Annotated in this window: 11 protein-coding genes and 1 tRNA gene; all 12 read left to right on the top strand. The window is 45.9% G+C overall.

Going from position 1 to position 15,733, the window contains the following annotated elements:
- Positions 1 to 287: 287 nt before the first annotated feature.
- The 12 genes from OXH00_08645 to OXH00_08590 all read left to right on the top strand — a co-directional run bounded on the left by OXH00_08645 (position 288) and on the right by OXH00_08590 (position 15,629).
- Positions 288 to 668 (top strand): hypothetical protein, encoded by a 381-nt coding sequence (locus tag OXH00_08645; protein MCY3741074.1) that lies wholly within the window; start codon positions 288 to 290, stop codon positions 666 to 668.
- 79 nt (positions 669 to 747) lie between these two features.
- Positions 748 to 1,476: a DUF2971 domain-containing protein gene (locus OXH00_08640; GenBank protein ID MCY3741073.1), complete on the top strand. Its 729-nt coding sequence runs from the start codon at positions 748 to 750 to the stop codon at positions 1,474 to 1,476.
- Positions 1,477 to 1,574: 98 nt separating this feature from the next.
- Positions 1,575 to 2,327 (top strand): hypothetical protein, encoded by a 753-nt coding sequence (locus OXH00_08635; protein ID MCY3741072.1) that lies wholly within the window; start codon positions 1,575 to 1,577, stop codon positions 2,325 to 2,327.
- 98 nt (positions 2,328 to 2,425) lie between these two features.
- Positions 2,426 to 2,502 (top strand) — tRNA-Ile (locus OXH00_08630).
- A 605-nt stretch (positions 2,503 to 3,107) separates the two neighbouring features.
- The gene (locus OXH00_08625) at positions 3,108 to 4,610 is read left to right on the top strand and encodes an ABC transporter permease subunit (GenBank protein MCY3741071.1); all 1,503 of its coding nucleotides are present in this window, start codon (positions 3,108 to 3,110) and stop codon (positions 4,608 to 4,610) included.
- Between the two features lie 163 nt (positions 4,611 to 4,773).
- Positions 4,774 to 6,186, top strand: coding sequence for an ABC transporter permease subunit (locus OXH00_08620; GenBank protein ID MCY3741070.1), 1,413 nt, complete (start codon positions 4,774 to 4,776; stop codon positions 6,184 to 6,186).
- A gap of 234 nt (positions 6,187 to 6,420) precedes the next feature.
- A complete protein-coding gene (locus tag OXH00_08615) occupies positions 6,421 to 7,932 on the top strand; it encodes an ABC transporter permease subunit (GenBank protein ID MCY3741069.1) in 1,512 nt (503 codons plus the stop codon).
- Between the two features lie 137 nt (positions 7,933 to 8,069).
- Entirely contained in the window at positions 8,070 to 9,479 is a 1,410-nt protein-coding gene (locus OXH00_08610; protein MCY3741068.1) for an ABC transporter permease subunit, read from the top strand.
- A 136-nt stretch (positions 9,480 to 9,615) separates the two neighbouring features.
- A complete protein-coding gene (locus OXH00_08605) occupies positions 9,616 to 11,148 on the top strand; it encodes an ABC transporter permease subunit (protein MCY3741067.1) in 1,533 nt (510 codons plus the stop codon).
- A 405-nt stretch (positions 11,149 to 11,553) separates the two neighbouring features.
- Positions 11,554 to 12,027, top strand: a complete 474-nt coding sequence (gene tnpA, locus OXH00_08600) for an IS200/IS605 family transposase (protein ID MCY3741066.1) — start codon at positions 11,554 to 11,556, stop codon at positions 12,025 to 12,027.
- 211 nt (positions 12,028 to 12,238) lie between these two features.
- Positions 12,239 to 13,666 (top strand): ABC transporter permease subunit, encoded by a 1,428-nt coding sequence (locus tag OXH00_08595; GenBank protein MCY3741065.1) that lies wholly within the window; start codon positions 12,239 to 12,241, stop codon positions 13,664 to 13,666.
- A gap of 469 nt (positions 13,667 to 14,135) precedes the next feature.
- Positions 14,136 to 15,629 (top strand): ABC transporter permease subunit, encoded by a 1,494-nt coding sequence (locus OXH00_08590; protein MCY3741064.1) that lies wholly within the window; start codon positions 14,136 to 14,138, stop codon positions 15,627 to 15,629.
- Positions 15,630 to 15,733: the final 104 nt, after the last annotated feature.

The following is a 15,733-nucleotide window of genomic DNA, read 5'->3' as shown; positions in this document are numbered from 1 at the left end:
AGGTAGCCGTAGGGGAACCTGCGGCTGGATCACCTCCTTTCTAAGGAGCATTAACGGGTGTATTCTCACACAGTACATCTGTTCAAACGCTCTTTACCTTTTACAAGACACGCACCAAAACTATTTAACTTTCTTTGAACATCTTCTTTTTCATACAGCAACCGTTTGCTATACTCACCAATCTCATTTTCCTTTCATCTTTCAATCCGACTTTCCGTTAAATTTGGAGATGTGTTTACGTTAGTAAACATTAGCAGTTTACCTGTCTTCTAAAAAGGAGAAGAACCATGGACCAATACGATCGCGAAAAACTTGAATATGGACGCAATCTCAGAGAATCTGCAGACCTGATAGAATGCAGGGCTATTGTAGAATTCGACGATGGATCGAATTGGCAATGGGTACATGCGGATATTCCCCCAAGGGCGATAAATGATGATGGATACGTAGAAGAAGTCTGGATTGCCCCCGAAACTATGTCTATTGGCGAACAAGACATCAACGGAGAGGTCCATTTAATTTTATCCCCTGGTTGGCTTGTTGACTTAAACATTGCCAGAATAGACAGAATTGAGGTAGATGAGCAGAAACCAACGCTACTTCCAAGCCCTAATTTGAGGGTTAAATATAGGATGAGTCCGCGAGGGAAGGACTCGTTGAAAAATTAGAAACAGGGATTTGGAAACTTACAACACACGAACCTTATAGGTAACTTGCCTGCTTTCTTATTCAATAGGAATTTCAAAGATGTACGAAGAAAGTCCGTTCTGCACCTCGCCACCTGATGATGCAGTGTTATGGAGATACATGGACTTCACAAAATTTGTATCCGTTTTGGATAAAAGAGCACTGTTTTTTTCAGCAGCAGACAAATTCGGAGACCCCTTTGAGGGATCCATCTCCAAAGTAACCGCAGAGTTGCGTCCCAGATTGCACCCCAACATTCCTCCAGATATTCTTCAAACCTTCGCTCAAAGTTTAAAGGAGGCACGTCGCTTTACACTCATCAGCTGTTGGCACGAAAACAACTATGAATCTGAGGCTATGTGGAAATTGTACGCCAGAGAGACAGATGGAATTGTTATCAAGACTGATTTCGACGCTTTCAAAAAGAGTTTTACAGGCAGCGAAGGCATCAATATTGGAAGGGTTAGTTATGTTGATTATGAAAGTGCCATTATTCCTGAAGATAACGTGCTTTCTCCATTCCTACACAAGCGAAAAAGTTTTGAACACGAACTTGAGGTTAGGGCGATTCATATACTTCATAGCGATGATGAAATATCGAAACTTCGGGATGAAAAGATCGGCGGAGCGTATTATGAAGTTGATCTTTCTCTCCTGATCAAAGAAGTGATTGTTGCACCTTTTGCACCAGACTGGTTCATAGAACTGGTCAAGTCAGTTGCTACTCTCTACGGGTTGAAGGTGCCCGTTGTTGAGTCTACCTTAGCCGATAGTCCTACGTGGGGTTAGATGAGAAGAATATAAAAAATAATTCTGTAATTTCTTGGTGAAGCCCGGTGCGGTTGCAAAACGCACTTACCGGGCCGGGGGAAAAAGGAGAAGGTAAAATGAGAACTGCAGTATTTGTTGGAACACTCGTTTTTTTAACGGTGCTTAACGTCGCAAACGCGAAAATTCTTTTTGTTGATGACTTTGAACAGGACGATATTGGCAAAGAACCAGCGAAATGGGAACATCTCAACTTTAATTCGGGCAACTCAAAAATCATTGTTGAAAAAGACCCCGCTGACCCCGGAAACAAAGCAGCCAAAACGACAGGTATCGGACTCTACTTACCGATAGCCGATGGGCGCGAAGAATGGCGAGATTATATTTGGGACTTTGATTGGCTCTGGGAAAATGACAGTTTTGTCGGCACGATCTACCGAGTGGAAGGCGGGCTTAAAGGTGCCGAATCTCATTTTCACGGCAGCCGCCGCACTGGCGCAGTCAATATTCAGATTTATACACGTAAAGCGGGCGGTTGGGCATTGATCGGAACCGGACAGTTTCCTAACGAGAATAATGTATGGTATACGCATCGACTCGTCATGAAAGGCGGACAACATCAAATATATCTCAGGAAACGCGAGAAAGAATTACCGCCCGCGGATTGGCATCTCAACGAAAAACCAATTGTAGAAGTTGACAATGACACTTTCAAAACAGGACCCGTCGGTATGATGGGAATTACCGGGGGTGTCAGTTATTTTGATAATATGGTGGTTGTCGAAAGCGTCGCCGATATTGATAAGGTGCGTCCTGTTTCACCGCGTCTTAAGTTAGCAGCGACTTGGGGCGCAATCAAAAATAGATTCTAAGAAATTAATTTGACAAATCCTCTTTTGAGGTGTATAATTAATAGTGCTTTTTGATAAAAAAAGTGCAACTGTGTTTTCGCTCTGAAAACACGGCTCGTGGGCTTATAGCTCAGACGGTTAGAGCGCACGCCTGATAAGCGTGAGGTCCCTGGTTCGATTCCAGGTAAGCCCACCATTTCTTTTTTCCCACTGTTTTTAACACATACCTGCCTCCTCATATTCCCGACGCATGAACCAATTCCACATATTTTCAAATCTATAGATTTCCTTCTAATAGTTTTATTCAACTCTGGCAAAATTAACTAAAGTTTGGACAATTTTTTCTGGAATAGACATGCCGCCCCTACGGGGCTTAGCTGCGTGGGGAGTGGCGTTTCTATAGACATAACGCCCCTACGGGGCTGCGAATCGGTGCCTCTACGTCTGTTTTTCTGCGAGTTGGGTTTGTCTAAGGAACTTAGAAAAAAAATCAGAGAGGCGTTGAAAATCCGGCATGAACCTAACCGCAATTGTCCAAACTATAGTAAAATTAAGCAACTTTTTTGTTCATCGCTCGCGTCACTATATTATAATGTGAGTATTAGTATTAAACTCAGATTTTTAAATACTAATGAAGAAAATGCGTTAGATCGGATTATAACATATTGATGACACTGATCAAAGACTGCTATATCAGTACGCTAAGACCTGCCAGCAAGGTTTGAAACGGCACTGGTAAAAGCGTTTTGCGTTTGCTGAAAAAGGAAGGAACTGGTAAACTGGTATAGAGGAAACTTTATAATGCTAACACTTATCCGCCGAGAACTTCTTGACAATCTAATGACCTTCCGCTTCGCGGCGGCAGTCTTCATTACAATGTTACTTGTTGTCGCAAATACGGCTGTGCTCATCAGAAATTACGAGCAGCGTTTAGAAAGTTACAACACCGCTGTCAAGACGCATCAGCAGAAAGTGCGGGACACGAAAACCTATTCGGCGGGTGACGTGATTGTTGACCGGGCCCCAAATCCGTTGAGTATCTTCAATGTTGGGTTGGATAAACGCCTCGGAAACCAAGTGGCGGTTCATCACGGTTTTGTGCCGACACTGTGGGATGCCGAGATGCACGGATCGGATACGACTTTTCTCAATATCTTTTTCGCAATTGATATTGTCTTTGTCTTTGAAGTGGTGCTGAGTCTAATGGCACTCCTTTTCGCGTACGATGCGATTGCTGGAGAACACGAGTCGGGTACGTTACGCTTGCTCCTGACACACCCGGTCCATCGAAGTCACATCCTGTTAGCGAAATATATGAGTGCCATGGTGTGCCTGCTTATCCCTCTATTGATGAGCCTATCGCTTGCAGTAATTTTGCTGACAGGTAGGGGTTCGATTTTCCTAAAAACGGCTGATTTTCTCCGGATCGGTGGAATTGTTTTCAGTTCGATTGCGTATATGTCGGTATTCTACCTCATCGGTTTACTGATTTCAGCGGTGGTGCGTCGGACGGGTACCGCGCTCATGGTTTCTATGTTCGTTTGGGGCTTTTTGGTGCTGGTGTATCCAAACATGATTCTTGCAGCCCTCGAGCCGTTGCATGATTCAGAACCGCGTGCGAAATCGGTTTTTTCCCAGATTCAACAGATGTGGGAGGAATTCGACACGGAACGCAAAGCGTTTCTCATAAATGATCCAGTGCAAGGGGAAAGTACAAGCTTTGGCATAGGATGGGTGGGGTACAACTTCAAACGCTTTAGGGAAGATTCAAGAACACTCCGTTATTATTACAAGGCTGGTGCACACTTTGATGAAATTGATGAAAGATCTCAACCCAAAGTACCGTACGCCCAAAATTACTACCGCTTCCTCGTGCCACTGACGATTAGCACCGCAGAACGCACATGGATCGTCCGAAGTCAAGGTCTGAAAGACATCTTTGTCCAACCCGCGAAAATAGATAGAACCTTGTTGAAACTCTCACCCGTAGGGATCTATGATGCTGCGACACAAGCGTGGGCAGGCACTGACCTTCTCAGCATCCAAGATTTTTTCGACGCAGCACGGCAGTACCGACAGACAGTAATTGACTATTTCTACGATAAAGAGGTGTTCGAGTCGCGTCAATGGTTTTCGGCGGACAAAGGGGCAGCGGACTGGCGCACGCTACCCCAATTTTCTTTTCAAAGAAGTGATATAGAAATAAATGCCAAGCGGGCGTTACCAGATGTATGCCTGTTACTTATGATTAATGTCGCTCTTTTCATCATAACATTTCTGATTTTTGTCAAAAGTGAAGTGTGAAATGGTTGTCAGTTATCGGTTGTCAGTTGTCAGTTAAGAGGTTTCGGGGACTGCTAACCGCTCTTTCTTATAACCTACCACTATGACCTATAACCAATTTTCTGACAACTGAAAGATTTTTTTCGCAGAAAAAAAATCGTACTGATAACTGACAACTATTAAAATGTGGCATATCGCAAAACGCGAACTTTATGATAATCTTAATAGCTTACGGTTCGCGCTGACAACTGTCCTCTTATTAGCACTGATGCTGACGAATGCTGTTGTGCATCTCCAAAAGCACCCGAAGCGAATCCAGAAGTATCGTGCTTCGGTCACGAAATCTCTGAACGATTTGACGGCTCGGGGAGATAGTTTGTATGACATTGCGCAACAGGGGCCTGGCTTGCTGTACAAAAAGCCGTCCGCGCTCCGTTTTTGTGCAGACGGTGGGGAAGCCTTTCTACCAGGTGTTGTCGGCGGGGCTTTTCTCTGGTCCATCAGTGCGGGCAATGGGAGATTAAAGGGCTTCTGGCGGTTAGACTATCCAGCCGCTGCTCCAAATCTGATCAATATTCGTCCGGACGTTACCAAAGTGGATTGGGGGTTCATCATCGGCTACATTCTGAGTCTCATCGCGCTCCTGTTCACTTTTGATTCAATCTCTGGGGAGCGCGAGCACGGCACGCTGCGATTGATGTTAGCGAATCCAATTCCACGGCATACCGTGCTGATTGGCAAGTTTTTGGGAGCCTTAATAAGTATCAGCATTCCGCTATCTCTCGCTGTGTTGATGAATCTTTTGGTGATTTCTATGTCAAGCGATGTCCATCTTGGTGCTAACGCGTGGGGACGTTTAGGCATCATCTTCTTAATCGCTATTCTCTATCTGTGTCTCTTTCTCGCCTTGGGTTTACTTGTATCCGCGCGTGTGCAGCGGCGCGCGGTGAGCCTTGTGATACTTTTGTTGGCATGGGTTATCTTTGTGGTTTTCATGCCGAGTACGCTCGCCGCGATTGTGAGTGGATTCTCATCACCGATGAGCACGGACGAACTTTGGAAACGCCGAGGCCAGCTTTATGAAGCACGTTTTGCAAGGTACGACACGCATCTTCCGAAGGAATCTGAACCCTCTAAAAGAATGCAATTTCAAGGCGAACACGTTATCCAAGAAGCACAGGAGCAGGAACGCTTGAGCCAAGCACAATTGGCTCAGAAAATCGACCAGGCTGAATTTGCGCGCACCCTCACCCGCATCTCACCCGTAGCGATTGTGCAACATCTTCTCGAATCGTTCGCTGGCACCGGTTTTAATCGCCATCTACAATTCATAGAGAATACACAACGTTACGCACGACAATTTCGCGAATTTGTTGCTGACACCGATAGAGCAGATCCAGAAAGCCTCCATATCATAGGCGTTCGCGAAGGTATGTCGCAGAAACCTGTCAGCCCAGAGGCAGTTCCGAAATTTGAAGATACGCTCAGCCTCAGTCGTGATTTCAATGCAGCGGCAGTCGATCTGCTGTTGCTAACGCTTTTCGTTATTGTCCTTTTATCCGGGGCATATCTTGCATTTGTGCGCGTTGAGGTGTAGAATAGTTGTCAGTACGATTTTTTTCTCCGAAAAAAATCTTTCAGTTTTGACCGAGAACGCGCGCACATTTTTAAATATCGGAAATCGCGTTCTCGGTCAAAGTTTTCAGTTAAGAGGTTTTTGTGTTACTCTCGGTTTTTGCCTAAGGTCCGGTGCGGTGTTTTTGCTGGGGTGTTTCTTCTAAGAAACGCACTTACTGGGCCTGGGGAACTGCGTGTTGAGGTGTAGTATAAAATGCTTAAAACACTTATTGGTAGGGAACTGCTTGATAATCTGATGACATTTCGATTCGCGGCAGCGACCTTCATCATGTTGTTGCTTGTAGTCGCTAATACCTTTGTATTAATTATAGATTATGAACGACGTTTAGCAGGGCATAACGATGCTGTCAAAATGCATCAACGTCAATTGCAGGAGAAAATTACTTATTCAGCAGGGATGGATAGACTATCCGCTGATCGACCGCCTAACCCGTTGAGCATTTTCAATGTCGGGTTTGATAAGCGTCTTGGAAACGAGGTACAGGTATCTCACGGAGTGGTTCCGTCGCTGTGGGATGGTTACATGCACGGGCCTTCAAATCCATTTATGGATATGTTTGCTTCAATGGATATTGTTTTTATCTTTGAGGTTGTTCTGAGTCTGTTCGCACTCATTTTCGCGTATAATGCGTTCGCGGGAGAATACGAAAGTGGAACACTGCGTTTAGTCCTGACACACCCTATTGGACGCGGTAAAATATTGGTTGCTAAATACATAAGTGCAATGCTCTGTCTAATTGTACCACTATTGATAAGCCTGCTCCTCGCGATAATTTTGCTGACGACATCTACCGCTATATCTCTGAACAGTGATGATTTTCTTCGCATCGGTGGGATAATCTTGACATCCGTTGCGTATCTTTCCGTATTCTACCTTATCGGGTTGCTGATTTCAGCGGCGACGCGCCGAACAAGTACCGCATTGATGTTGTCCATGTTTATCTGGGGTTTTCTGGTTTTAGTTTATCCCAATGTGATCCTAACTGTGATTCCACGTTCGGAGGCACCAGATGCGCTTAGAACATCCGCCTTCAATCGAATTGAAAGTATCTGGGAGACATTCGACAGAGAACGCAAACACTACCTTGCTACCGATGATTTTCCCGGAGAAGATTGGGGGTATGAGTTAAGAGGATGGGGTTCGCGCAGTACTTACTTTTGGGATAATCCTCGGACTCTGATGTACACCTATAACAGTATCATGGACTTTGAAGGATTTGGTGAGGAAGATGAACCGAAGATGCCGCACGCGCAGAAGCATTTCGGTTTCCTTGGCGCGCAGACGATCGATGCAGCGGGTCGAACATGGCTCATCCGAAAACCCGCACTCGAAGAAATTTTCATTCAACCCGCAAATGTGGAGAGAGTCTGGTTGAAACTCTCACCCGTAGGGTTATATGATGCCGCAACGCAAGCGTGGGCAGGAACAGACCTACTCGGTATCAGAGACTTTTTTCACGCCGCGAGACAATATAGACAAAGCGTCATTAACTATCTTTACGATAATAAGGTGTTTGAATCGAGGCAATGGTTCTCTGGGGACAAGGGGGCGGCAGATTGGAGCGGTCTACCGCAGTTCTCCTTTCAAAGAGATGATATTGACACAAATGCGAAGCGAGCATTGCCGGATGTGTCTCTCCTGCTCATGATTAATGTCGTTCTGTTCATCGTGATATTTTTGATTTTCGTAAAAACTGAAGTATAGGAGAGTCATCAGTTGTCAGTACGATTTTTTCTCCGAAAAAATCTTTCAGTTTTCAGTACTTACTTTGGAACTATCACTCTCACTGCAAGGCACTCTTGTAACTGATAACTGTTAACTGATAACTGTTAACTAATAAAATGTGGCATATTGCAAAACGCGAACTCTACGATAACTTGAATAGCCTCCGATTCGCGCTGGCAACGGTTCTGTTGCTTGGATTGATGCTGACCAACGCCGTTGTACACCTTCGGGAACATCCAGAGCGGGTTCAGCGATATCGCGATCATGTCTCCGGACACCAGAACCACATCGCTGCGCATGCTGAGAGCAGTCTATACGACCTCGCGCAACAGGGACCCGGCGATCTTTACAAAAAACCGTCCGATCTCCGTTTTTGTGCAGAGGGTGGCGAAACGTTTATGGCAGATCGGGCAGTGGGAGGTTACCACCGTTGGAGTACCGGCACGCTCAAAAGTTTTTGGATACTCACATACCCATCTGCCACGCCGAATCGGGATAATGTGCGTCCAGAGGTAACCAAAGTGGATTGGGGTTTCATCATCGGTTATGTTTTAAGCCTCGTTGCACTCCTGTTTACCTTTGATTCGATTTCGGGCGAACGCGAACGCGGCACACTCCGACTGACCTTGTCTAACCCAATTCCGCGGCACACCGTGCTAATTGGTAAGTTTTTAGGGGCGTTTATAAGTGTTAGTATACCCTTCATCCTCGCTGTCCTTGTGAACCTTCTGGTAATTTCTACATCAAGTGGTGTTCACCTTGATGCGGAGGCGTGGGGACGTTTAGGCATTATCTTCTTCGTTGCCGTCCTTTACACCTGCCTTTTTCTGGCATTGGGGATGCTCGTGTCGGCACGGGTGCAACGGAGCGCGGTGAGTCTTGTAACACTTCTATTGATTTGGGTGGTATTTGTGGTATTTATGCCGAGTACCCTCGTCTCAATTGCGGGTAGATCCACGTCATCAGGTCCTACTTATGACCTCTGGGAACGTTCATCTAAATTACATGAAGAACTACGGAGAGACTACTCCCCTCGTCGCCACAAAGAGCCTGAAGGTACTACCAAGAGGATGGAAATGGATGGTGCGTACGTCACCGAAGATGCAGAACAGCAAGAGCAGCTACACGAAGAACGCTTAAACCGGAGAATTGCTGAGGTACACCGAGCGCGCACCATCACTCGGATTTCGCCTGTTACAATTGTACAGAACCTCATTGAATCCTTCGCCGGGACAGGGTTTGAGAGACACCTCCAATTCTTAGAAAATGTCCAAACTTACGCCCGAGACTTCCGAACATTCATTGTTGATACAGATAACGCGGATCCAGAAAGTCTTCATATCTTCGGAGTTAGAACGGGTATGTCGCAGGAGCCTGTCAGTCCAGAAGCAGTTCCGAAGTTTGAAGATACGCTTAATCTGAGTAAGGACTTCAATACTGCAGCAATGGAATTGTTACTGCTAACGTTATTTGTTTTAGTGCTTCTGTCGGGGGCGTATCTGGCGTTTGTGCGTGTTGAGGTGTAGAACAGTTGTCAGTTATCAGTTTTCAGTTTTCAGTTAAGAAGTTTTTGTGGGATTCAAGGTTTCAGCCTAAGGTTCGGTGCGGTTGGGAAACCGCACCTACCGGTCCTGGGGACCGCGCGTTGAGGTGGAAAATAAAATGCTCATAACACTCATTCGCAGGGAACTGCTTGACAATCTAATGACATTCCGATTCGCGGCAGCTGTTTTCATTACACTGTTGCTTGTGGTCGCCAATACTATCGTGCTCCTCAAGGACTATGAACAGCGACTCACCGCTTACAACAAGGCTGCCCAGGAGAGTCACCAAGAATTACGCGAGGAAAAAACCTATTCCGGTTACTCCGGAACATTAGTTGTCCATCGCCCGCCGAACCCGTTGAGCATCTTCAATCTCGGATTAGATAAGCAGGTTGGGAACAAAATAGAGGTATATCACGCCTTTGTGCCGACAATTTGGGATGCGGAGAAACACGGGGCGGATAATCCGTTTCTCAACCTCTTCACTTCAATTGATATTGTGCTTGTTTTTCAGGGTGTACTCAGCCTGCTCGCGCTGATCTTCGCTTACGATGCGCTCGCGGGTGAACGTGAACGCGGGACGTTACGCCTCGTGCTGACGCACCCCATCCAGCGCGGATACATCCTGTTTGCCAAGTACATCAGCGCGATGCTCTGTTTACTCGTGCCGTTGTTGATCAGTCTACTCCTGTCCATCACCTTGCTGACGACATCCACTACGGTCGCCTTGAACTCGGATGATTTTTTTCGCATCGGCGGGATTATTCTGACATCACTGCTTTATGTGTCGCTGTTTTATCTTATCGGCTTATGCATCTCTGCGATGACGCGTCGCACCAGTACCGCGCTCATGCTTTGCATGTTCGTCTGGGGCGTCTTAGTGCTTGTGTATCCAAATCTGATTCTTACCGCAGTTGACATCGTCCCGCAACCGGAAACGCAAATCTCTGTCTATAATCAAATCAAACAGATGTGGGAAAAATTAGATAGAGAAAACAAGCAGTTTATCCGCAATGATGCTGTTTTAAGCCCCCCATCGCGTGGCGGTGAAGATATGGCTGCCGGATTTGGCTTGGAAGGTGTTGAATACACCTTCTGGCACGATGAGGACAAACCCTCAATATTGCTCTATTTCCACCAAACCGGATTGTACGCCGGAAAAATTAAAGCAGAATCTGAACCGCAGGTGCCGCACGTACAGGACTATTACAACTTCTACAATAGAGAGACTATCAATACCGTCCAACGGACGTGGCTTGTCCGGAAACCGGCACTTGAGGCGATCTATGTCCAACCCGCGAATCTCGGTCGAATGCTGTTGCGGTTTTCACCGGGCGGGTTGTATGATGCAGCAACGGAAGCCTGGGCAGGCACCGACTTAGAGGGTACTCAAGACTTTTTCAACACGGTTCAACGTTACCGGCGCGCAGTCGTTGACTATTTCTATGACCAAAAGATATTTGAATCGCGACAGTGGTTCGCTGCCGATAAAGGCACAGCCGACTGGGATGCACTCCCGCAGTTCTCCTTTCACAGAAGCGATACCGGTATCAATGCAAAACGAGCACTCCCGGACATGCTCCTGTTGCTGACAATGAATGTTATTCTCTTTACGGTGATAATGCTGATTTTCATCAAAAGCGAGGTGTAGGATGGCTGTCAGCAGTCAGCCGTCTTGTAGGCGGTTTTAACCCCGATAGATAAGCAGTGGTTTCATATCAGAATGTCTTAAATTCGCGTAATCCGCGATTCAGACAAAATAGGAATTATAGAGATAAACATGCTGAAGAGATGCACATCAAACAGCATCTTAGTCCCGTAGGGTTTATTTGCTTGGGGGTTTCTTCACTATGTTTATAGCAGCAGTATAGGAATTATAGAGATAAACATGCTGAAGAGATGCGCATCAAACAGCATCTTAGTCCCGTAGGGACGTTATGTTTATAGCAGCGGTATCAAACCAGGACCCAAGCCCTGTAAGGGGTTTTTGCTGGGGTGTTTCTTCAGCATGTTTATAGAATTCAGCATGCCTATAAAATTACAAGGAGATTTCCCTATGCCTAACACCTACACCCAAATTTATATACACATCGTCTTCGCTGTCAAAGGCAGACAATCCCTTATTCCAAAAGAACACAAGACCGAACTTCACCGTTATATCACGGGCATCATCAGAAACAAAAAACAGAAGGTAATTCAAATAAACGCCATGCCTGATCACATCCATATCCTTGTTGGGATCGCTCCTGAGGCTGCTGTAACCGACTTGGTCAGAGACATCAAGGCAAATTCATCAAGATTCATTAACCAAAAGCGGTGGATTGTAGGTAGATTTGAATGGCAGAAAGGGTTCTCAGCTTTTTCTTATTCGCATTCACAATTGGATGTGATCGCCAGATATATCAAAAACCAAGAAAAACATCATTCGCGGAAAACGTTTAGAGAAGAATATATCGAGCTTCTTGATCTTTTCAATATCGATTATGATGAAAAATATGTTTTTGAATCTGAAAATAACGACTACACCTAAACATTTGTGGTATCAACATATGCTATAAACATGCCGCCCTTACAGGGCTAAATTGGCTTTTTCAACGTTCTTCTATAAACATGCCGTCCCTACGGGACTAAAGAAGGGACTGCTATGTTGATAGAAATAGGATAGCGTCCAAGTTCAGTCTTGTAACGGGTTTCGCTTGGGTGTTTTTTCAGATTGTCCAAAATTTAGTATAGGATAATATATGGGACTTTTTAATATAACTTGGCGTGAAATCTACGATAATCTCAATAGCCTCCGATTCGCACTAACGACCGTTTTATTGCTGGCGTTGATGGTAACCAATGCCGTTAAGCATCTCCGCGAGCATCCAAAACGGGTACAGCGGTATCAGGACGCTGTCGCCGAATCTTTGAATCACTTAACGGATCGCGCCGACGACAGCCTCTATACACTGGCACAATACGGACCGGGAAACTTCTACAAAAAGCCGTCTCCCCTTCACTTTTGTGCAAACGGCGGTGAATCCCTTTTACCCGATGCTGTTGAAGTGGACGAGCCACCTGTGTTTATGACCGATGCAGAAGGCAACCGGCTACTCGAAGGTATCTGGAGCCTGTCCTATCCAGATGCCAACCTCAACAATAAGAACGTTGGACCGAACGTTTCACAAGTGGATTGGGCATTCATCATCGGTTACATCTTAAGCTTGATAGCCCTCTGGTTCACCTTTGATGCCTTCTCCGGTGAACGCGAGCAAGGCACGCTTCGATTGATGTTAGCCAATTCAATTCCGCGATACACTGTCCTTATCGGCAAATTTTTGGGGGCATTGCTCAGTATTAGTATCCCGTTTGCCCTTGCTGTGTTGGTGAACCTTTTATTAATTTCTACTGCAAATACCGTTCACCTGACGACAGAAGCGTGGGGACGCTTAGGTATCATTTTCTGTCTCGCGCTTTTGTACACGAGTCTATTTGTGGCGTTAGGGCTGTTAGTCTCGGCGCGTGTGCAACAGAGCGCGGTGAGTCTGATGATACTGCTGTTGACGTGGGTAACCTTTGTCGTTTTTATGCCGAGTACTCTTGCTTCAATCGCAAGTAGTTTCTCACCGGCAACATCCTTTGAAGAATTTTGGAAGCAGCGTAACCCGATTCAAGAGGACTTATGGGATATATATGATGAGGGTCGGTCCAGTAAATCGGAGGACAGGAGGCTAAGGGCGAAAAGCGAGTTTTACACCGAAAACGCTGAAAGAGACGAACGCAAGCAGGAAGAACGATTAAAGTACCGGACTTCTCAGGTGCACCGAGCGCGCGCTATCACCGGTATCTCACCCGCTACACTTCTGCAGCACCTGATTGAAGGGTTTGCTGGCACCGGATTTGAGCGACACTTGCAATTTGTGGAAAACACACAACGTTATACCCGTCAATTGCGGGAATTCGTTGCTGACACCGACAGAGCTGACCCAGAAAGTCTTCATATTTTGGCCGTGCGCGAAGGCATGTCCAAGAAACCTATCAGCCCAGAATCCGTTCCGAGATTTGAAGATACCCTTAATCTGAGTAGGGATTTCAATACGGCAGCAACGGAATTGTTACTACTAACGTTATTTGTCTTAGTGCTTCTGTCTGGGGCGTATCTCGCCTTTGTGCGCGTTGAGGTGTAGAATAGTTTTCAGTTTTCAGTTTTCAGTTAAGAGGTTTTCGTGTTATTCCCGGTTTTTGCCTAAGATCCGGTGCGGTTGCAAACCGCACCATAGGTGTCAATTTAGCGATTTTTGGAGGCGTTTTAGCAACTGTAGATATAAACATGCTGAAGAAATCCGCAGAAACACCCTATCAAAAACCCCTATCAAAAACCCCTTACAGGGCTTGGATTCTTGCTCGAAAACGCTGCTATAAACATTGTGAAGAAACACCCAAGGAAATAAACCTTACAGGACTAAAGAGGTTTTTGAAGTCTTCAAGGTTTCCGCGTAGAATCCGGTTCGGTTGGAAAACCGAACCTACCGGCCCTGGGTCTGAGACAGTTATTTCTAAAATTGACACTTATGGTGCGGTTGCTTAGAAGAAATACCCAAGCAAAAACACCGCACCTACCGGTCCTGGGGACCGTGCGTTGAGGTATGAAAGAAAATGCTTAAAACACTCATTGGCAGGGAACTGCTTGACAATATAATGACGTTTCGTTTCGCAGCGGTCCTGCTCATCACGCTGTTGCTCGTCGTTGTAAACACAGTCGTGCTTACACAAGATTATGAACAACGTTTGGAGAGTTACAACGATGCTGTCAAAATGCATCAGCAGGATTTACGCAATTCCAAGACCTATTCTACTGCGTACCTGTTCATTGACCGGGCACCGAATCCGCTGAGCATTTTTAATGTCGGGTTAGATAAACGCTTGGGAAACCTCATCGGTATCTATCACGGATTTATGCCGACACTCTGGGATGCTCAGATGCACGGCACGGACAACCCGTTTATAGCGTTCTTTTCTTCAATTGATATTATCTTTGTCTTTGAGGTTATCCTCAGCCTGATGGGATTGATTTTCGCTTACGATGCGATTGCAGGAGAACGTGAACGCGGTACGTTGCGTCTTGTTCTCGCACAGCCCATCGGACGCGGGCAGATTTTACTTGCGAAATATATCAGTGCGATGGCGTGTCTGTTGGTGCCGCTGATATTGAGTCTGCTTTTTGCGCTGCTGTTTTTAACGCGTTCGATTCCGTTGTCAACTGCCGATTTTCTCCGCATCGCCGGGATTGTGCTTACATCATTCGCGTATCTATCCCTGTTCTACCTCATCGGATTGCTGATTTCGGTAGCGACGCGTAGAACCGGCACGGCGTTAATGCTGGCGATGTTCGTTTGGGGTTTTCTGATACTCGTGTATCCGAATTTGATCCGGGCGACGGTTAACCCGGGCGGCGACATTCAAGCGCGTGTGAAAACTGCCCAGAACCAGATTCAACAGGTTTTGGATGAATATGAAAGAGAACGCCAAAAGTTCCTTGAAAACGAGGGAATCGCCGGAGAAATGGCGGAATTCAGTAAAGCATTAGGGTTTCATCACCAAGCGGATGTGGATCCAGTAACCCTAACATCTTATATTGAAAATATGAGTGTCATTTCAGAGATCCAGCCCGACTTTGAGAAGTACGTTCCCGTTGCCAAGCGGTATTACAATTTCGTTGAACCGTTGGTGACCCGAACAGTAGAAAAAGCGTGGCGCGTCCGCAAGCAGGCACTTGATGAAATTTACGTTAAACAAGCGACAACAGATAGAATATTGTTGAAACTCTCACCCGTAGGCATCTATGATGCTGCGACACAAGCGTGGGCGGGAACAGACCTATCTGGGCTGAGAGATTTTTTTGAAACTACACAACGTTACCGGCAAATCATCATTGACTATCTTTATGCCAAAAACGCGTTCGCGTCACGAGAGTGGTTTGTTGCTGATAAAGGTGCCGTAGACTGGAGCACACTCCCAACATTTACTTTTCAGAGAAGTGATGTCGGAACAAATGCCAAACGGGCATTACCGGATCTGTTTCTACTACTGATATGTAACCTTGTGCTGTTCATGGCGATCGTGCTTATTTTTATTAAGAGTGAGGTGTAGAATGGCTGTCGACTGCCAGCCGTCTTGTAGGGGGTTTTAACCCCGATAGATAAACATGCCGCCCTTACAGGGCTAAATTGGCTTTTTCAACGTTCTTCTATAAA

The sequence above is a fragment of the Candidatus Poribacteria bacterium genome, from assembly GCA_026706025.1.
In the GTDB taxonomy this organism is placed as follows: domain Bacteria; phylum Poribacteria; class WGA-4E; order WGA-4E; family WGA-3G; genus WGA-3G.
The sequence above is the reverse complement of the archived record's forward strand: the minus strand, read 5'-3'. Positions and strand labels throughout refer to the sequence as shown.

Excerpts from the sequence above, each read along its gene's own strand:
- OXH00_08590 (MCY3741064.1), top strand. The coding sequence starts at position 14,136 with ATGCTTAAAACACTCATTGGCAGGGAACTGCTTGACAATATAATGACG.
- OXH00_08635 (MCY3741072.1), top strand. The coding sequence starts at position 1,575 with ATGAGAACTGCAGTATTTGTTGGAACACTCGTTTTTTTAACGGTGCTT.
- OXH00_08645 (MCY3741074.1), top strand. The coding sequence starts at position 288 with ATGGACCAATACGATCGCGAAAAACTTGAATATGGACGCAATCTCAGA.
- OXH00_08595 (MCY3741065.1), top strand. The coding sequence starts at position 12,239 with ATGGGACTTTTTAATATAACTTGGCGTGAAATCTACGATAATCTCAAT.
- OXH00_08615 (MCY3741069.1), top strand. The coding sequence starts at position 6,421 with ATGCTTAAAACACTTATTGGTAGGGAACTGCTTGATAATCTGATGACA.
- OXH00_08620 (MCY3741070.1), top strand. The coding sequence starts at position 4,774 with ATGTGGCATATCGCAAAACGCGAACTTTATGATAATCTTAATAGCTTA.
- tnpA (MCY3741066.1), top strand. The coding sequence starts at position 11,554 with ATGCCTAACACCTACACCCAAATTTATATACACATCGTCTTCGCTGTC.
- OXH00_08640 (MCY3741073.1), top strand. The coding sequence starts at position 748 with ATGTACGAAGAAAGTCCGTTCTGCACCTCGCCACCTGATGATGCAGTG.
- OXH00_08625 (MCY3741071.1), top strand. The coding sequence starts at position 3,108 with ATGCTAACACTTATCCGCCGAGAACTTCTTGACAATCTAATGACCTTC.
- OXH00_08605 (MCY3741067.1), top strand. The coding sequence starts at position 9,616 with ATGCTCATAACACTCATTCGCAGGGAACTGCTTGACAATCTAATGACA.
- OXH00_08610 (MCY3741068.1), top strand. The coding sequence starts at position 8,070 with ATGTGGCATATTGCAAAACGCGAACTCTACGATAACTTGAATAGCCTC.